This is a genomic window from Marinomonas aquiplantarum, assembly GCF_003314975.1.
GTDB lineage: Bacteria > Pseudomonadota > Gammaproteobacteria > Pseudomonadales > Marinomonadaceae > Marinomonas > Marinomonas aquiplantarum.
This window is the reverse complement of record NZ_QNRF01000005.1, coordinates 275,464-292,875: the sequence shown is the minus strand read 5'-3', so window position 1 is coordinate 292,875 and position 17,412 is coordinate 275,464. Positions and strand designations below refer to the sequence as shown.

Genomic DNA, 17,412 nt, shown 5'->3' with positions numbered 1-17,412 from the left:
TTTATTTGAAATACGGGGACCAAGATGGTTCACGTACATCACCGTCTGCTGATGGTAACCTATATTTAACAAGTCCATCAACGGATACTACGGCTAAGATACCCTTTCCTTTATAGGTTGTGGCATATATCACCATGCTGCCATTCGGCGCGATGCTTGGCGATTCGTCTAAGTAAGTCTCTGTTAGAATCTGAACTCGGCCTGTTTTCATATCCTGCAACGCAATATGATAGTTGCCATCATTCTTCTGAACAGTCACAAGATAACGACCATCAGGTGTCATTCTTGCTCTGGTATTAAGGTCACCTTCAAATGTCACCCTTTCTACCTGCTTACTATTAACATCTAATCGATAAATTTGTGGGTTACCACCTCGATCAGACGTAAAAACTATTCCTTTACCATCAGGCTCCCAACTCGGCTCTGTATCGATCGCATAATGGTTTGTCATACGCTCGAGCTTTTGTGTTGCAATATCGAGCGTATAGATTTCTGGATTGTTATCTTTTGATAACACAATCGCCAGTTTCTTTCCATCTGGAGACCAAGCAGGCGCACCATTTAGACCTCTAAATTGTGCTATTTGCTGACGTTTTCCAGAAGCTAATTCTTGTATAAAAATGTTAGGGCGTCGGTTGCGAAACATTACATAAGCAATTTTACGACCATCACTACTCCAAGATGGCGATAATATTGGCTCTTTCGATTCAACGACAACCTGAGGTCTGTGACCATCCGCATCAGCCACTTGTAATCTAAACAAAGGTGACTTTCGATCACCTTCAGCAGTAACATATAAGATTCTAGTACTAAATGCACCACGAGAACCTGTTAATAATTCGTAAATTTTGTCACTAATATAATGCGCAGCATCGCGAAAATTATTTACACCAACATCAATAGAAGAATGTTTTTGTACTGGCTTTTGACTGAGTACGTTTAATAACTCAAAACCAATTCGGTATTTATTGTTCGGCAATTTTTTAACCGAACCAATGACTACATAATCGCTTTTTAATAAACGCCAGTCACGATAAAAAACATCTTCTTCTTTGCTGGGCATACTCAACATATTGCTACGAGGGATAGGCTGAAACAACCCACTTCGCGCTAAATCATCTTGGACAATTTGTGCAATATCTTCAGGTAAGGCCTCGACACCATCATAACCAAAAGGCACAACCGCAATGGGCAATAATTGATCTGCTCCACTGGTAATTTCAATCACTAATTGCGCTTTCGCTGTGCTAACAAAAAAGAAAAAAACAAAAACAGCACTTAAGCATCTTTTCAACATATTAGTTTCTCAAGTCTTGCGGGTTAAAAATTAAATCTACTCTACGGAAGTTGCGTTCAAAAATATACGAATCAACTTCAGCTAATTCTTCTATGCGTCTGACTTTATTTACTGCATCTAACGCTCGTTGATCAAATAAAGCATCACCACTTCCCTTGGTAACTTGAGCATACATCACCTCACCATTAGGTAAGAAATCAATACGCAACTCGGTTTTCATTCCATTTCGGGCGCTGGGAGGACGATTCCAAGCTGCAGCCACTCTTGCATTAATCAAACTACTAATTGACTGAACCATTTGAGCTTCTTCGGCAGCTAAGCGTTGTGCCTCTTTTTCAGCGGCTGCTTTTCGTGCTGCCTCTTCTTTAACACGTTTTTCTTCTGCTAATCGCGCAGCCTCTTGCTGACGCTTACGCTCTTCTTCAGCTAATCTATCGGCTTCAGCTTGTCGAATTAAAGCCTCTTCACGTTGTTTTTGCTGACGTTCTAACTCTTGTTGACGTTTCTCTTCAGCCAAGCGCTGTTTCTCGGCTTGTTGAGCTTGCTTTTTCTTTTCAGCTTCTTGTGCGAGACGTTTTTGTTCAGCGGCTCTCTTTTCGGCTTCCTGTTTTTTCTTGGCTGCGGCTTGCTCTTTGAGTCGTTTTGCTTGGGCTGCTTGTTTACGCTTTTCTTCTAAAGCCTTTCTGGCAACTTCTTTCTTACGCGCTTGCTCTGCTGCTTTTTTCTTTTGCTCAGCGATAGCCGCTGCTTGCTTTTGGGCTGTTTTTTTCTCAGCTTCTCGCTGACCTATGATCGTCTGCGAAACATCGACCACTTTGGCGTTTACTATAACGGGCCGTTTCGGCTCAGACTTTTCAGCATCTGAAAAACTCACGGCCAAAACAGCAGTTAATACAATACCAGCATGCAAACCAACTGCTAGGACAATGGGTAAGCTGTAACTGTCACTACGCAACCACTTCATACTCAGTTATCCGGCTCTGTCACTAAGCCTACTTTAGGTGCACCAGCACCTTGTAATGCGACCATCAATCCAACAACATCACCGTAAGGCACATTTTTGTCACCTCTAACCAATACAGACATATTTGGGTTTTGATTAAGAATCTTACGAACTTTCGTTTGTAAGTTTGCTAATGAAATCGTCTCTTGCTGGCCGCCAACATCTAAATAAAACTGACCGCTTGAGTCAACGGATGCAATTAATACATCGTTTTCATCGTTTTGTATCGGTGTTGCATTTGCATTGGGCAACTCAACATCAACACCTTGTGTCAACATGGGTGCAGTAATCATAAAGATAACAAGCAACACCAACATAACATCAATGTAAGGCACCACATTGATTTCCGCCATTGGGCGACGCTTTTCTCTCCGTCTTGAGCGAGCCACTATGCTGCGCCTCCCTCTTTGACATGAACCTTGCGATGCAAAATACTCGCAAACTCTTCGGCGAAATTATCGTAGCTAGCGCTAAGAGACTCGGCCGCCGTCGAGAAACGGTTATAAGCGATTACCGCAGGAATGGCCGCCGCTAAGCCAATTGCCGTGGCAATAAGGGCTTCTGCTATGCCTGGAGCCACTGTCGCGAGTGTGGCTTGCTGCACTTCGGCCAAACCGATAAAGGAATGCATAATCCCCCAAACAGTACCAAATAAGCCAACGTAAGGACTGGTTGATCCAACAGTAGCGAGGAATGGCAAATGCTGATCGAGCTTTTCTTCTTCACGGTACAGTGCCACTCGCATGGCTCTTTGTACGCCATCCATCACAGCGTCCGGGTCGACATTTTGATTCTGTCTCAAACGAGTAAACTCTTTAATGCCTGCCGTAAAGATGGTTTCCATTCCCTCAACTTTACGCCCTTCTTGAGTCAATTTGCGATACAGCTGACTCAAATCCATACCAGACCAAAACTGATCTTCAAATTCAGAACGTATTTTCTTTGCTTGTTTGATAACTCGAATGCGTTGAAAAATAACGATCCAAGAAAACACAGAAGCAGCCAACAAGGTCAACATAACAAGCTGTACTACTAAACTAGCGCTGGCGATTAAACCCCAAATTGACATCATGGACCTCTATTTTAAATCGTTTGGTAATTGGTAATTAAAATGTTCATAAGCTCTTTTCGTTACTTGCCGACCTCGCGGAGTGCGTATGACAAACCCCTGCTGTATCAAAAATGGCTCGATCACATCTTCAATGGTATCTTTATCTTCGCCAAGTGCGGCAGACACACTGTCAAGGCCGACAGGTCTTCCATCGAACTTTTCTATCATAGTCAACAACATACGTCTATCTAAATGATCAAACCCTTGACTATCTACACTTAACATATCCAATGCTCGTTGGGCAACTTTTTGTCCAACTAAATCAACGCCTTCCACTTGCGCAACATCACGAACACGGCGTAACAAACGATTCGCTATACGTGGTGTTCCCCGTGACCGCCTAGCCACTTCAAAGCTACCGCTATCGTCTAATTGAATGCCCATTTTTGATGCAGAGCGCGACACAATAGTAGTCAATGATTCCACGTCATAGAATTCTAGTCGTTGCACAATGCCAAAGCGGTCACGTAATGGCGATGTTAATAAACCAGCACGTGTTGTAGCTCCGACAAGTGTAAAAGGCGGGAGTTCAATTTTTATTGAACGAGCAGCAGGACCTTCCCCAATCATAATGTCCAACTGGTAATCTTCCATCGCTGGGTAAAGCACTTCTTCAATAGCAGGGCTTAAACGGTGTATTTCATCAATAAATAAAATATCACCTTCATTCAAATTGGTTAGCAAAGCAGCCAAATCCCCTGCTCGCTCTAACACAGGACCGGAAGTTGTTCTAACTTCTGCGCCCATTTCATTTCCGATGATGTGTGCTAATGTTGTTTTACCAAGCCCTGGCGGTCCAAAGACTAAGGTATGATCCAGAGGCTCACTACGTTGTCGAGCCGCTTGAATAAAAATCTCCATTTGCTCACGAACAACGGGTTGACCTATGTACTCAGACAGAGCTTGCGGACGAATAGCACGATCTACCTGCCTATCATTACCTTTTAATTCTGCTGAGATAATACGATCTTGCTCAATCATGGTTATTTCCTCAACATTCCTTGTAACGCCGCTTTAATAACAGACTCGCTGTCTGCATTGTCCATTGGCACAGCGGCAATCGCTTTCGCTGCTTCTTGGGGTTTGTAGCCTAATGCAATCAAAGCGGCCTCTGCTTCTTGCCTTGGATCCGCTTGAACTTGTTTCAATACTGCTGGTGTAGCAAACAAGTCACCTTTAGCGGCCTGGCCCAATTTATCTCGTAATTCAATAATCAATCTCTCGGCGGTTTTCTTACCAACGCCAGGGATGCGTGTTAGTGCAGTCACATCGGAATCTTGTACGTTCGCAATAAGCTCTTCCGCTGACATACTCGATAAAATAGCCAATGCCATTTTAGGGCCAATACCATTAACTTTGATTAAGACTCTAAACAATGCCCTCTCGTTTTTGTCTGTAAAACCAAACAGCGTATGGGAATCTTCTTTTACAATGAGATGTGTGAATAATGTGACTTGTTCGCCTACTTGCGGTAAATCATAAATCGTCGTCATGGACGCACTAATCTCGTAACCTAACCCCTGTACATCGATTAATAATTCTGGCGGTGATTTTTCCACCAAGGTTCCGATAATTCGTCCTATCACAACACATTCCTTACATCTTGTTCTGACCAACGTTTCGTACTTCGACCAGCACGCTTACCCGTACCGTATTCTAGACCACCGGATGTTCTGGTATTGGCATGACACAAAGCAATCGCCAAAGCGTCGGCCGCATCGGCTTGTGGCTTAGCCGTTAAGCCGAGTAATAATTGCACCATACTTTGAACCTGAGTCTTATCCGCGCCACCAGTTCCCACCACGGATTGCTTCACTCGGCGAGCAGCATATTCGTTTACCGTTAATTCTTGGAGTGATGCCGCAACAATGGCAGCACCTCTGGCTTGACCAAGTTTTAAGGCTGAGTTGGCATTTTTTGCCATAAAGACTTCTTCAATGGCAAACTCCGTTGGTTGATACTCTTTCAAAAGCGATTCAACACCATTAAAAATGTGTTTTAACCTGACAGATAAGTCTTCATCAGGTAAGCGAATACAACCACTGTTTACATACACCGGCTTACCTTTAATAATATCGATAATACCAAAGCCAGTGACACGTGAACCTGGGTCAATCGCCATAATTCTAGTTTCAGTCATGGTTTTCTCATATGCACCATCATTACTGTATATTTCAACAGGGCTTTACATTAGATGCAATGTGTAAATACAAAAAAGGCCGCGAAGTAGCGGCCTTTTACGTTTTTCTTTCGTTTCCTTAACAGCAACCGCTTAATTTAAGCGGTTCGCTTGCAAAAAAAGTTATTCTGCAACCGGCTTACGAACACGAATGCTTAATTCTTTCAATTGCTTCTCGCTAACTTCGCCAGGCGCTTGAGTTAACAAACAAGTCGCACTTTGAGTTTTAGGGAAGGCAATAACATCACGAATAGAGCTTGATCCTGTCATCAGCATAACCAAACGATCCAAACCGAATGCCAAACCACCGTGTGGTGGCGCGCCAAACTTCAATGCGTCTAGCAAGAAGCCAAACTTCTCTTCTTGCTCTTCTTCACTGATATTTAACAATTCAAAAACCGCTTCTTGCATAGACGCCTGGTGAATACGAATTGAACCACCACCTAGTTCCGTGCCGTTAAGAACCATATCATAAGCTTGTGACAAAGCCGTCAATGGATTGGCTTTCAAATCTTCAGGTGAACAAGAAGGTGCTGTGAATGGGTGGTGAATCGCGGTAATACCGCCATCACTGGTTTCTTCAAACATTGGGAAATCAACAACCCAAAGTGGCGCCCACTCACAAGTGTAAAGATCCATATCTTCACCGAGTTTACAACGCAATGCACCCAAGGCTTCGTTAACGATTTTCGCAGAATCAGCACCAAAGAAAATTAAGTCGCCATCTTGCGCTTCTAAACGTTCAAGCAATGCGCCACGTACTTCAACAGGCAGGAATTTTACAATCGGTGATTGCAGACCTTCTTCTAGGTTAGATTTGTCGTTTACCTTGATGTAAGCCAAACCTTTCGCGCCGTATATGCCAACGAACTTAGTATAATCGTCAATTTGCTTACGAGTTAGACTGTTACCGCCAGGCACTTTAAGTGCGGCTACACGGCCTTTTGGATCTGTTGCAGGACCAGAGAAGACTTTAAAGTCAACATCGGCCATCAAATCAGATACCGTCACCAAAGTCAGTGGAATACGCAAATCTGGCTTGTCGCTACCATAGCTTTCCATTGCTTCTGAATAAGGCATACGCGGGAAGGTTCCCAGATCAATGTTCATTAACTCTTTAAACAAGTTAGTGATCATTTCTTCCGTCATGGCAATGATCTGCTCTTCGCTCATGAAAGAGGTCTCAATGTCCACTTGCGTAAACTCAGGTTGACGATCAGCACGCAAATCTTCATCACGGAAACATTTAGCAATTTGATAGTAACGGTCGAAACCAGACACCATCAACAATTGCTTAAACAACTGTGGCGATTGTGGCAGTGCAAAAAAGCTACCTTGCTGCGTACGGCTTGGTACCAAATAATCACGTGCACCTTCTGGGGTTGCGCGCGTTAAAATTGGTGTTTCAATATCCAAGAAACCGTTGTCGTCTAGGTAACGACGTAGCACAGAAGTGACTTTCGAACGAAAACGCATTTTTTGTTGAATTTCAGGACGGCGTAAATCGATAAAACGATTTTTAAGACGAATGTCTTCGCCTACCGCTTGATGTTCATCCAATTGGAACGGTGGCGTTTGCGCAGCATTAAGAATCTCTAAGCTTGTGCCTAAAACCTCAATTTCACCAGTACGCATGTTTGGATTGATCGTGCCTTCAGGACGAGCTCGAACCAACCCCGTTAACTTGATCACATATTCGTTACGAACACTGTCAGCCAAAGCGAAGCTATCCGCACGATCTGGGTCAAAAACAACCTGAGTGATACCTTCACGGTCACGTACGTCTAGGAAGATAACACCACCGTGATCACGGCGACGATGAACCCAACCGCATAAAGTAATTTCTTGTGAAATGTTAGAAGCATTTAATTCGCCGCAATAATGGCTGCGCATAATTTCTTTCCTATTACTGTCTCAGTAAGAGAGCTATGTTCTTAGTGTGTCATCCTGCCAGCCAATCAACGTGAATAACTCCGTCATTTCAACCAGCAGGATAACAGAATATTTTAAGGCCAAGCATTATATGCGAAGCGAGTCCGACTCTCTATAGGTAGAGCCAAATTTGTCACGAGACAATGCAATTATTGAATTAAGTCAATCTCAAACTCTGTGCTTTTTCCAGCTAAAGTAAGTGAAATACACTCTCCTTCTTCTTGGCTTAGCAGAATTTTACCAACCGGGGTCTCTGGCGACACCAGCACCAAAGAAGAACTCTGGTACTGCAAACTCAAACCACCAGCAATATTTGAGATGAAAAAATACCTCAGAGGCATTGAACTGTTTAAGGGGACTAACCTAATTAAAGACCACAAAGCAACTTTTCCCTTCGCGTCGCCTTCAACCGGCACTTGACGACTAAATTGCATCCAATCATTTTCACATTCGATGACTCGTTGTGATTGACCGTGTGCTAAATAAGAGGATTCAAGACCAAACGTATCGTATTTAGTTTCAGCCACACTCTCCTCGTTTATTGCCGCCTCTCTTGCTTGCTGTGCAGCCGCTTTGGCTGTCTCAAACCGCGCCTCAAGCGCCCTTATAATTAAATCGATAACTGTCTTTCTATTCATATAGCGGCATACATTCTCAACATTTCTGAGCCTAGTTTTGGGATCACTTATACTAGCGTCCACAGATTCAATTATGCAAACAGTGAGATCTTGTCTAATAATAAAAAAATCCAAGTTGACAAAGTCAACTATAAAAAGTAAAGTACAATCATTCTCAAATAGAGGCAAGCCACATGCAACACAATATTAGCGAAGCACTACATGGCTTAACACTAAGTTATCGCAAAGCATTAAAGTCACTCGCTGCTGAGGCAGGTATTTTAATCCCTGTCACTCACATTCGGGCACTAAAGTGCATCACTAACATTGAAAATTGCAGCGCTCGCGATATTGCCCAAAAGTTGAGACTAGACAAATCTCAAGTCGCAAGGTTAGTAAAAGATTTGCTGGAACAAGATTACATTGAAAAAGCCAAACATCCGACTAATAACCGTTGCCAAGTTATTTCATTAACGGTGGCCGGTAAAGGATTACAACAAAAAATTGCCCATGTTGATAAACAGGCACGCACTCAAATGTGCAGTGGCATGACGCAACAAGAAATAGAAAGCTTTATTCAACTGACCGAGTTGATGAAAAGCAACCTAACTCAGTATTCAAAAGATTAAGGCCAAACATTATGAGCAGAATGCAACCTCGAGACTTCATTGTTATTCGTAAAGAACTGATTACACCAAATATGCTCAGAGTGACACTCGGTGGCGAAAACATTCAGACCATTCCAGATGATCAAGAGAGCGGCTATGTAAAGCTCATTTTTCCAACCAATGGTAAACCTTTATTTCGAACTTATACCATTCGCCATCAACGTCACAATGAAATTGATATCGACTTTATGCTACATGAGGATGGCGGTCCGGCATCATCATGGGCAAAATCTGCCGAGCCAGGCGACAGCATTAGCATTGGCGGCCCTGGCCCCAAAAAAATGATTGCCAACTCTGGTGACTGGTTTTTATTAGCGGGAGATATGACGGCTCTACCTGCCATCAGTGTCAATCTAGCTCAATTATCTGCAGACGCAAAAGGCTATGCTGTTATTGAAGTGGTATCTGAATCGGACATCCAGCCACTTACACACCCTGAAGGCATAAAAATTGTTTGGGCAATCAACCCTCACCCTGGTCAACAAAGTGATTTTTTACTGCAACAAGTGCAAGCACTAGACTGGCTACATGGCTTCCCTGCCGTATGGGCGGCTTGCGAGTTTAATAGTATGAAAATGCTTCGAGACTTCTTTAAGAAAGACAAAAGCGTGTCAAAAGAGAATCTCTATATTTCCAGTTACTGGAAATTGGGAAGTAATGAAGACCAGCATAAAGAAGCAAAACGACAAGATGCTGAAATGGCTTAATCCCAACAACTAGGATTTGTCCGCATGACGTCATGTTACAAACAAAAAGGCCTGCTCTTAGAGCAGGCCTTTTGCGTATTAAAGAAAAACCGTCTTTATAATCGAATGCTTTCTATGATTTGCTCAACCACATCGTCGACCACAGATCCAGTGATTGAATAATCAGCAATGTTGTCATCAGACACTAAAATTGCCACACCTGTTTGGCGAACCAAATTCGCTTCTTCATCGGTGGCATTCGCTTTCGCAAGAGCCGTTACACCGCTTCTTAACAGCAGACGCTCAATCAGTTCTGACTTATCCAACACCTGAGATGACAAAGCAATAATAGCTGGCTTTTGACCAAGGCGAGCCGCACGATCTTCAGCGGTCACTAGAGACTCTTGGTCTAACTCAACTACGGCCTCTTCGACCATACCAGCACCAACGGTAACATTGGTGAGACGATCAATAATGACCAAAGCCCCTGTCAATCGACTGTTTTGGTATTCATCAAATGCCACAGGCGTATCAAATTGTAAGACAGCATCACCAATGCCATTTAACTCAAGCTCATCAATCACACTATGCTCAAGAGTATTTACATCGATCTTATGATTAAAATGATGCACTTTACCTGGTACGGTCTGCGTACCCAACTTAAAGTCATACAGTTTACCAGGCACTAATGGCTGTTCCGCCATCCACACAAGAGACGCACGTAGTGCAGATGAAATCAACGGTTCTGCGTCTGCATGAGATAACATGTCACCACGGCTGATATCAATTTCATCCGTCAAAGTAATGGTAACGGCTTGCCCCGCTTTCGCTGAATCCAACTCACCATCAAAGGTAACAATTTTATCCACGTTAGAGGTTTTACCTGAAGGCAAAGCCACAACTTTGTCACCAGGTTTTACTTGGCCAGCTGCAATCGTGCCTGCGAAACCACGAAAATCCAAATTAGGACGGTTTACATATTGCACTGGCAATCGGAAAGCGGACTGCTTTACGTTACGATCAATTTGTACCGATTCGAGAATCGACATCAAAGAACCACCTTTATACCAAGGCGTACTCTCAGATGGATTAACAACATTGTCACCACGTAAGGCTGACATAGGAACAAATTGAATATCGGCAGGTTTACGATCGCCAAGCTGATCGACAAACTTCAAATAATCTGACTGGATGTCGTTAAAAGTTTGCTCAGAGAAATCAACTAAATCCATTTTATTAACGGCCACAACCACATGCTTAATACCCAGCAAAGAGGCAATATAGCTATGACGGCGTGTTTGTGTCTGCACACCATAACGGGCATCAATCAAGATGATCGCTAAATCACAGGTCGAGGCTCCGGTCGCCATGTTACGAGTGTATTGTTCGTGCCCAGGTGTATCGGCAATGATAAATTTACGTTTTTCCGTTGAGAAATAACGGTAGGCCACGTCAATAGTAATGCCTTGTTCGCGCTCAGCTTGTAAGCCATCCACTAGAAGCGCGAGGTCAACCTCTTCGCCCTGTGTGCCGGACTTTTTACTGTCGCGTTTAACCGCGTCCAAATGATCTTCATAAATCAATTTTGAATCGTGTAACAAGCGGCCAATTAAGGTACTTTTACCATCATCAACGTTACCACATGTCAGAAGACGCAACAGGTCTTTTTCTTCATGCTGTTTTAGGTAACCAAGTATGTCTTGGCTGATCAGTTCTGACTGGTGAGACATGCTCTTTTACTCCAAACTTAGAAATAACCTTGTTTCTTCTTCTCTTCCATAGACCCTGCTGAGTCATGGTCAATCATTCGCCCTTGACGCTCTGAACTCTTGGTCAGCAACATTTCCTGAATAATTTCAGGGAGTGTGTTGGCTTCTGACTCAACCGCCCCAGTCAATGGATAACAACCTAATGTACGAAAGCGCACAGATTTCATTTCAGGCTGTTCACCGTTTAATGGCATACGATCATCATCAACCATGATCAAAGTACCATCACGCTCGACAACAGGACGTTTTTCAGAGAAATACAAAGGAACAATTGGAATACTTTCTAAGTAGATGTATTGCCAGATATCCAGCTCAGTCCAGTTTGACAAAGGGAAAACACGAATACTTTCGCCCTTGTTCACTTTCCCATTATAGATATTCCATAATTCAGGACGCTGATTCTTAGGGTCCCAACGATGTTGCTTATCACGAAAAGAATACACGCGCTCTTTCGCACGAGATTTTTCTTCATCACGGCGAGCACCGCCAAATGCCGCATCAAAACCATATTTGTCTAAGGCTTGTTTTAGAGCTTGGGTTTTCATCACATCCGTATGTTTCGCACTGCCATGAGTGAAAGGCCCAATACCCTGTTCAAGGCCTTCCTGATTTTGATGAACAATGAGCTCAAGGCCAAGCTTGGCGACCATCTCATCACGAAACTTAATCATCTCTTTAAATTTCCAACCCGTATCCACATGCATTAGTGGAAACGGTGGCTTTCCTGGATAAAAAGCTTTCATGGCCAAATGCAGCATTACCGCTGAGTCTTTACCAATGGAATAAAGCATTACCGGATTATCAAATTCGGCAGCCACTTCACGGATAATATGAATACTTTCCGCTTCCAGCTGTTTTAGGTGTGTCAGTCTTGCCTCTGTCATAATGTCCCATCTCTAATATTAAGGCTTTAGCATTTCTCACACTATAACATGCCTTTAAGTTATAAAAACCACACCATCTAGACTTTAGTAGAATATGTATATTAAAAAAGCTATATAGACTCAACTTATGTAAAAGTACAAAAAAGGCTAAAGAGTCTCCCCTTTAGCCTTTTAAATTAGTGTGTTTCGCTGATTTCTATTGGGCGTTAAGTTGTTGCTCTAACATCAGCTGATTAATCTGCTTACGCAAACGGATTATTTCAGCATTTACCTGCGACCGGAAGGCGTCACTAGATTGAATCGCTTCTTGCTGTTGCTTCAAAGTTTGCTGCACTTGAGTTAAGTCTGACGCATTTGACGTCGAGGCTTTTTCTTCAACCGTGTTTAACTGATTCTGTAATCGGCTGAGCTCCTGTGATACGCTTTCAATGCTCAAAGCAAGCGCTTGTGTCGCTCCTTTTTGCTCATTGAGATTTTCGTCTACCCTAGTGAGCTGCACTGATTGCTGTTGAATTTTATCACTTTGACTTTTGACTTGCGTACTCAATTCTTTTGTTAAGCCGTCCATCTCTGCCACTGTTGGTAACAGCTTATTATAAGCGGCTTCCAAATCACTAAACGCATCATCTTGGTAAGCGATGCGTTTAGCTTGTGTGGAAAGATCTGATTTTAGCGTTTTAATCTGCTGCTTCAATAAATCAACAGCATCGCTGTTCTCAGCAATAGTTTTGCGGTTTCTGTCATAAGACACACCCCAAAGTTTACGGATCTCACTCTCATGAGTTTTAAGCGTTTGCTCAACGGTTTGCCCTTGTTCATTAGCCGATACATCTGCGGCCAGTAATTGATGATCAAGGTTTTCAATTTCGCTTTTTGCACCGTAAAGCTCGTTACGTAATTGCTGATTTTGCTGCCACAGCCAAAAACCAGCCGCCGCTGAAAAAACTAATATCAGAAACAAAAGAAGGTATATACCGAACAGGCTTTGCTTCTTATGAACCACAGCGGGGGCATGAGCGGGTTTAGCAGGGGAAGGCGTTGGACGCGTTTTAGGGACGTCACTCTTCTGCCTTCTTTCGCTTACTTCATCTTGATCCAAAGTCATACTTGGGATCTCTACATCATCGTCTCTTCGCATGAAAATCTAATATATTGGTTATTAACAAAAATTATGGAAAATCCAGATAGAACAATTCTAAATAATATTATCTTAGTTCTTTCGGTGCTACTATATAAGCACCATTAACTGCTTGATAACAAGCACTTTAGTTAATTAAAAGCAAGGAGAATCGTAATGTCTTTTGAATTGCCCGCGCTTCCATACGCGAAAGACGCACTAGAGCCACACATGTCTGTAGAGACATTGGAATATCACCACGGTAAGCACCACAACACATATGTTGTTAAGCTTAACGGTCTTGTTCCTGGCACTGAATATGAAGGCAAAAACCTTGAGGAGATCATTGAGTCAGCTCCTGCAGGTCCAGTTTTCAACAATGCGGCACAAATCTGGAACCACACTTTCTTCTGGAACAGCTTAAGCCCAAATGGTGGCGGTCAGCCTACAGGTGCACTAGCGGATGCGATTAATGCTAAATGGGGCTCTTTCGAAGCCTTCCAAGAAGCGTTTAACGACAAAGCCGTTAACAACTTTGGTTCAAGCTGGACTTGGTTGGTTAAAACCGCTGCTGGTGAACTAGAAATCATCAATACTAGCAATGCTGGCACACCGTTAACTGAAGGCCAAACACCGTTAATCACGGTTGACCTTTGGGAACATGCTTATTACATCGACTACCGTAATGTTCGTCCTGATTACCTAAAAGGTTTCTGGGCGCTTGCAAACTGGGAATTTGCAGCAGCGAACTTTGCCGCTTAAGATTCGTCAATCTCAAGCCAGTCAAAAAAAACGGCCTTAGTCTAACTAAGGCCGTTTTTTTATGGTTTAAACTGCGATAAGCAGTAATCACACTCTATTGCTGCAATTCTTGTTTGACCGCCAATTTAGACTGTATAAACTCAGAGTGAGGCATAAAGAGTAGTTCACTAATACGGCGTATCCTATGATCTTCATGGGCATCAAGATCGCCATCCGATAAAGCCACATGCCAAAGCCCTTTTAATAACTGCATTTTTTGCTCTAAGGATGCATGGTCATTGATCACTTTGGTAAATTGATACAGATCATTAGCCTCATCAACCCCTTTACGAGCCTCTTCATATATTAGTTCTATGTCATCACCAAGATCACTGACTTCATTTAAAATGCGTTTAATTTCTTTCTCTTCTTCTGGCGCCACGTGATGATCCGCTAACATCACCTCCATTAATAATGCCGCCACCGCCTTCTGATAGGATATTTGCTCTTCTGGCTCAATCGGCATGGAAAAAAGGCTTTTTAATAGGTTTAACATTTATAAGGTCTCCAACAAACTCTGTCTTAACTCTGAAATTAATGCATTTGGAAATTGACGATAATCTAAATATGGACACCAAACATAAGGTGGTTTAACCCAGCAATCCTGCCCCACCTGCACACTGCCTTCTAATACAGGCCATTCCTGTCGTAATTTAAGCCCAACTATAAAGACGGTGTTTGCCTTATCAGCAATGGGCTTTAGTTCCTTTGCACTAAAGGTGATCCCCACTTCATCAAATAAAGTGGCCTGTTTGTGTTCTCGCCACTGGTCAGGGTTAGCTGACGTTAACTTAGCCATGATAGTAAGGATTTTACGCCAATGATTGCCGTTCAGTTCAATCAACTGATCAACACTGTGATCTGTAGACAAGGTGTTTTCATCCAGCTTAGGTGGGGTTGGCAACAAAAATACATAATTAGCCGTCGTAATGTTTTTGCCCAATCTCATCGCATCCATATACCCTCTTTCAATAAATGAGGTGAATTTTACTAAATTCAACCTAAAACATTAGACAATACTAATAAATATAAATTAGAATTATCTAATATCAAAGGAGATCCTAATGGAAAATTTAACATACCCAATACTGGGTGGCCTATTAATTGGCCTGACAACCAGTTTCTACCTTATCACAACAGGTCGTGTGGTTGGCATAAGCGGAATTTTAGCACAGCTCTTATTCAATAAATGTCGTCTTCTGCCATTATTGTTTATTGCTGGTTTGATACTTGGTGGCAGCGCTTATGGTGTATTGGTTCAGCCAAGTATCCCCTTCCCTGAAATGAGAAGCCCTTTACTGCTGATTATTTCTGGCTTGCTGGTTGGCTATGGTACGCGCTTAGGGGGTGGTTGTACGAGTGGCCACGGGGTCTGTGGGATTTCTCGCTTATCGATTCGATCCATTGTTGCCACCATGGTATTCATGGCAACGGCCATTATTACAGTCGCAGCCACCAAATAGGAGTCGCTCATGTATGCATTCGTAACATTTTTAGCCGGCTTATTATTTGGCCTAGGCTTAGCCATCTCGGAAATGACGAACCCAGCTGTTGTCATTGGCTTTTTGGATATTTTCGGCGATTGGAACCCTTCACTAATTGCTGTAATGGGAGGTGCAATCTCTGTTGGCATGTTGGGCTACTGGATCAAAAATAAGCGTTTCAGCCCCATTATGTCGAAAGAGTGGCACGTTCCAAATCTAAAGCACATCGACCGCAAATTGCTGATTGGCGCAGGACTATTTGGTATTGGTTGGGGGTTAAGTGGCTACTGTCCAGGACCTGGGTTAACGGCATTAACAAACAACCCAATGGAAGGCATCTACTTTGTTGGAGCCTTGATAATAGGTAGCGCCATCCACCACTTTCAAAATGTGTTGTTTCGTAAATAACGTCTAAAAAAAGTGCAAACTATCCAAGGGGCTTTTTATTGCCCCTTTTTTTGTTTAAGGTGCCAAAAAATACTTGACGGGCAGTTAATTCAGCCTTAAATTGCGCCCGCGTCATTGCTGAACATAATCCGCACCGCTTCAACTGCTGCGCTAGTCGCTTAAGGCCTTCGAGCCGGATAAGTAACAGCCATAAGTAGGACGGGAGAAGGTAAAGACGTTTACTAATTTTCGGTTTATGTTTGCTTAATAGGAGCACCTCCATGTCTATTGACGTTAATGAATTCTACACACCAGAACGTTTTGCTCGTCTAAAAGCGTTTGCAGATAAAAAAGACACCCCTTTTGTTGTTATTGACACAGAAATCATCGATGAAGCTTACACTGAATTAAGTAAAGGCTTTCCTGTCGCTGATATTTTTTATGCGATCAAAGCTAATCCGGCACCACAAATTTTAGAACTCCTTAGAGATCGCGGCTCTAACTTTGACGTGGCCTCTCGCTATGAGCTGGATAAATTATTTGCCATTGGTGGCATATCTCCAGATCGTGTGAGTTATGGTAATACCATTAAAAAAGCCAAAGACGTACGCTACTTTTATGAAAAAGGTGTGCGTATGTTCGCGACAGACTCGGAAGCGGATTTACGCAACATCGCCAAAGCCGCTCCAGGCTCTAAAATCTACGTACGTATTTTGACAGAAGGCACGGTAACAGCTGACTGGCCACTATCACGTAAGTTTGGTTGTCGTCCTGACATGGCGATGGATTTGTTGATTTTGGCGAAAGAGCTTGGACTTGTTCCATACGGAGTGTCTTTCCATGTTGGCTCACAACAACGTGATATTGGCGCATGGGATGCAGCCATTGCCAGTGTGAAAGTGATTTTCGAACGTCTTAAGGAAGAAGATGGGATTATCCTTCAAATGATCAATATGGGCGGTGGCTTCCCTGCGAACTACCTTTCTAAGACAAATGAGTTATCGGTTTATGCTGAAGAAATTACTCGCTTCTTAGAAGAAGATTTTGGCGATGATATTCCACGTATCATTTTAGAACCAGGTCGCTCATTGATTTCAAATGCGGGTATTCTCGTCAGTGAAGTCGTGCTAATTTCCCGTAAATCCCATACTGCATTAAACCGCTGGGTATTTACAGATGTTGGTAAGTTTTCTGGCTTAATCGAAACCTTAGATGAATCGATTAAGTACCCTATTCATGTCGAAAAAGGGGGTGAATTGGAAGAAGTAATTATTGCTGGCCCAACCTGTGATAGCGCTGACATCATGTATGAGAACTATAAGTATGGACTGCCATTAAATTTGGCCATTGGGGATCGTATGTACTGGCTTTCGACTGGTGCTTACACAACCACCTACAGTGCCATCGAATTTAACGGTTTCCCACCATTAGAATCCTACTATCTATAAGCGTTTATCTGTGCTTATTAAAAACCTCG

General features: G+C 42.8%; 20 protein-coding genes. 6 read left to right on the top strand and 14 right to left on the bottom strand.

Features of this window, described 5'->3' with window-relative positions; translation table 11 throughout:
- Nucleotide 1 precedes the first annotated feature (1 nt).
- The 9 genes from tolB to DFP76_RS18050 all read right to left on the bottom strand — a co-directional run bounded on the left by tolB (nt 2) and on the right by DFP76_RS18050 (nt 8,049).
- On the bottom strand, nt 2-1,297 hold the full coding sequence (gene tolB / locus DFP76_RS11585) for a Tol-Pal system beta propeller repeat protein TolB (RefSeq protein WP_113874798.1): 1,296 nt from the start codon (nt 1,295-1,297) through the stop codon (nt 2-4).
- 1 nt (nt 1,298) lies between these two features.
- Complete coding sequence (locus DFP76_RS11580) at nt 1,299-2,261, bottom strand: TonB family protein (RefSeq protein ID WP_113874797.1); 963 nt, start codon at nt 2,259-2,261, stop codon at nt 1,299-1,301.
- Between the two features lie 2 nt (nt 2,262-2,263).
- Complete coding sequence (gene tolR / locus DFP76_RS11575) at nt 2,264-2,689, bottom strand: protein TolR (protein ID WP_113874796.1); 426 nt, start codon at nt 2,687-2,689, stop codon at nt 2,264-2,266.
- Nucleotides 2,689-3,369: a protein TolQ gene (tolQ, locus tag DFP76_RS11570; protein WP_063333480.1), complete on the bottom strand. Its 681-nt coding sequence runs from the start codon at nt 3,367-3,369 to the stop codon at nt 2,689-2,691. Before tolQ ends, tolR begins: the two co-directional genes overlap by 1 nt.
- A gap of 9 nt (nt 3,370-3,378) precedes the next feature.
- A complete protein-coding gene (gene ruvB, locus DFP76_RS11565) occupies nt 3,379-4,392 on the bottom strand; it encodes a Holliday junction branch migration DNA helicase RuvB (protein ID WP_113874795.1) in 1,014 nt (337 codons plus the stop codon).
- 2 nt (nt 4,393-4,394) lie between these two features.
- Entirely contained in the window at nt 4,395-4,997 is a 603-nt protein-coding gene (ruvA, locus tag DFP76_RS11560) for a Holliday junction branch migration protein RuvA (protein WP_113874794.1), read from the bottom strand.
- Nucleotides 4,994-5,551: a crossover junction endodeoxyribonuclease RuvC gene (gene ruvC, locus DFP76_RS11555; RefSeq protein ID WP_113874793.1), complete on the bottom strand. Its 558-nt coding sequence runs from the start codon at nt 5,549-5,551 to the stop codon at nt 4,994-4,996. The genes ruvA and ruvC overlap by 4 nt, the downstream gene beginning before the upstream one ends.
- A gap of 162 nt (nt 5,552-5,713) precedes the next feature.
- Nucleotides 5,714-7,483, bottom strand: coding sequence for an aspartate--tRNA ligase (gene aspS / locus DFP76_RS11550; RefSeq protein WP_113874792.1), 1,770 nt, complete (start codon nt 7,481-7,483; stop codon nt 5,714-5,716).
- A 188-nt stretch (nt 7,484-7,671) separates the two neighbouring features.
- On the bottom strand, nt 7,672-8,049 hold the full coding sequence (locus DFP76_RS18050; protein WP_147084206.1) for a transcription elongation factor: 378 nt from the start codon (nt 8,047-8,049) through the stop codon (nt 7,672-7,674).
- Between the two features lie 284 nt (nt 8,050-8,333).
- Between DFP76_RS18050 and DFP76_RS11540 the strand changes: the two genes are divergently transcribed.
- A complete protein-coding gene (locus DFP76_RS11540; RefSeq protein WP_113874790.1) occupies nt 8,334-8,768 on the top strand; it encodes a MarR family winged helix-turn-helix transcriptional regulator in 435 nt (144 codons plus the stop codon).
- 11 nt (nt 8,769-8,779) lie between these two features.
- On the top strand, nt 8,780-9,514 hold the full coding sequence (locus tag DFP76_RS11535) for a siderophore-interacting protein (protein WP_113874789.1): 735 nt from the start codon (nt 8,780-8,782) through the stop codon (nt 9,512-9,514).
- Nucleotides 9,515-9,609: 95 nt separating this feature from the next.
- Here DFP76_RS11535 and cysN read toward each other — a convergent pair whose 3' ends face one another.
- The 3 genes from cysN to DFP76_RS11520 form a co-directional block, all read right to left on the bottom strand.
- Complete coding sequence (gene cysN, locus DFP76_RS11530; protein ID WP_113874788.1) at nt 9,610-11,223, bottom strand: sulfate adenylyltransferase subunit CysN; 1,614 nt, start codon at nt 11,221-11,223, stop codon at nt 9,610-9,612.
- A gap of 17 nt (nt 11,224-11,240) precedes the next feature.
- Entirely contained in the window at nt 11,241-12,146 is a 906-nt protein-coding gene (gene cysD / locus DFP76_RS11525) for a sulfate adenylyltransferase subunit CysD (protein WP_113874787.1), read from the bottom strand.
- 196 nt (nt 12,147-12,342) lie between these two features.
- Complete coding sequence (locus tag DFP76_RS11520; protein ID WP_113874786.1) at nt 12,343-13,251, bottom strand: hypothetical protein; 909 nt, start codon at nt 13,249-13,251, stop codon at nt 12,343-12,345.
- A 189-nt stretch (nt 13,252-13,440) separates the two neighbouring features.
- Between DFP76_RS11520 and DFP76_RS11515 the strand changes: the two genes are divergently transcribed.
- On the top strand, nt 13,441-14,025 hold the full coding sequence (locus DFP76_RS11515) for a superoxide dismutase (protein ID WP_113874785.1): 585 nt from the start codon (nt 13,441-13,443) through the stop codon (nt 14,023-14,025).
- A gap of 94 nt (nt 14,026-14,119) precedes the next feature.
- Here DFP76_RS11515 and DFP76_RS11510 read toward each other — a convergent pair whose 3' ends face one another.
- Both DFP76_RS11510 and DFP76_RS11505 read right to left on the bottom strand, forming a co-directional pair.
- Nucleotides 14,120-14,560, bottom strand: a complete 441-nt coding sequence (locus tag DFP76_RS11510) for a tellurite resistance TerB family protein (protein WP_113874784.1) — start codon at nt 14,558-14,560, stop codon at nt 14,120-14,122.
- Nucleotides 14,561-15,022, bottom strand: coding sequence for a DUF6942 family protein (locus DFP76_RS11505; protein WP_113874783.1), 462 nt, complete (start codon nt 15,020-15,022; stop codon nt 14,561-14,563). It lies immediately after the preceding gene.
- Nucleotides 15,023-15,128: 106 nt separating this feature from the next.
- Here DFP76_RS11505 and DFP76_RS11500 point away from each other — a divergent pair, with 106 nt between their 5' ends.
- From DFP76_RS11500 to DFP76_RS11485, 3 genes are all read left to right on the top strand, one after another.
- The gene (locus DFP76_RS11500) at nt 15,129-15,527 is read left to right on the top strand and encodes a YeeE/YedE family protein (RefSeq protein WP_113874782.1); all 399 of its coding nucleotides are present in this window, start codon (nt 15,129-15,131) and stop codon (nt 15,525-15,527) included.
- Between the two features lie 9 nt (nt 15,528-15,536).
- Nucleotides 15,537-15,956 (top strand): DUF6691 family protein, encoded by a 420-nt coding sequence (locus DFP76_RS11495; RefSeq protein WP_113874781.1) that lies wholly within the window; start codon nt 15,537-15,539, stop codon nt 15,954-15,956.
- 260 nt (nt 15,957-16,216) lie between these two features.
- Nucleotides 16,217-17,383, top strand: coding sequence for a type III PLP-dependent enzyme (locus DFP76_RS11485; RefSeq protein WP_113874779.1), 1,167 nt, complete (start codon nt 16,217-16,219; stop codon nt 17,381-17,383).
- The last annotated feature ends 29 nt before the right edge of the window (nt 17,384-17,412 follow it).

Bases quoted from the DNA above. Each gene is read 5' to 3' on its own strand.
- DFP76_RS11580 (WP_113874797.1), bottom strand. From the start codon at position 2,261: ATGAAGTGGTTGCGTAGTGACAGTTACAGCTTACCCATTGTCCTAGCA.
- DFP76_RS11500 (WP_113874782.1), top strand. From the start codon at position 15,129: ATGGAAAATTTAACATACCCAATACTGGGTGGCCTATTAATTGGCCTG.
- DFP76_RS11515 (WP_113874785.1), top strand. From the start codon at position 13,441: ATGTCTTTTGAATTGCCCGCGCTTCCATACGCGAAAGACGCACTAGAG.
- DFP76_RS11510 (WP_113874784.1), bottom strand. From the start codon at position 14,560: ATGTTAAACCTATTAAAAAGCCTTTTTTCCATGCCGATTGAGCCAGAA.
- ruvB (WP_113874795.1), bottom strand. From the start codon at position 4,392: ATGATTGAGCAAGATCGTATTATCTCAGCAGAATTAAAAGGTAATGAT.
- DFP76_RS11535 (WP_113874789.1), top strand. From the start codon at position 8,780: ATGAGCAGAATGCAACCTCGAGACTTCATTGTTATTCGTAAAGAACTG.
- DFP76_RS11540 (WP_113874790.1), top strand. From the start codon at position 8,334: ATGCAACACAATATTAGCGAAGCACTACATGGCTTAACACTAAGTTAT.
- cysD (WP_113874787.1), bottom strand. From the start codon at position 12,146: ATGACAGAGGCAAGACTGACACACCTAAAACAGCTGGAAGCGGAAAGT.
- tolB (WP_113874798.1), bottom strand. From the start codon at position 1,297: ATGTTGAAAAGATGCTTAAGTGCTGTTTTTGTTTTTTTCTTTTTTGTT.
- DFP76_RS11505 (WP_113874783.1), bottom strand. From the start codon at position 15,022: ATGGATGCGATGAGATTGGGCAAAAACATTACGACGGCTAATTATGTA.
- ruvC (WP_113874793.1), bottom strand. From the start codon at position 5,551: ATGACTGAAACTAGAATTATGGCGATTGACCCAGGTTCACGTGTCACT.
- tolQ (WP_063333480.1), bottom strand. From the start codon at position 3,369: ATGTCAATTTGGGGTTTAATCGCCAGCGCTAGTTTAGTAGTACAGCTT.
- DFP76_RS11495 (WP_113874781.1), top strand. From the start codon at position 15,537: ATGTATGCATTCGTAACATTTTTAGCCGGCTTATTATTTGGCCTAGGC.
- cysN (WP_113874788.1), bottom strand. From the start codon at position 11,223: ATGTCTCACCAGTCAGAACTGATCAGCCAAGACATACTTGGTTACCTA.
- DFP76_RS11520 (WP_113874786.1), bottom strand. From the start codon at position 13,251: ATGACTTTGGATCAAGATGAAGTAAGCGAAAGAAGGCAGAAGAGTGAC.
- DFP76_RS11485 (WP_113874779.1), top strand. From the start codon at position 16,217: ATGTCTATTGACGTTAATGAATTCTACACACCAGAACGTTTTGCTCGT.
- aspS (WP_113874792.1), bottom strand. From the start codon at position 7,483: ATGCGCAGCCATTATTGCGGCGAATTAAATGCTTCTAACATTTCACAA.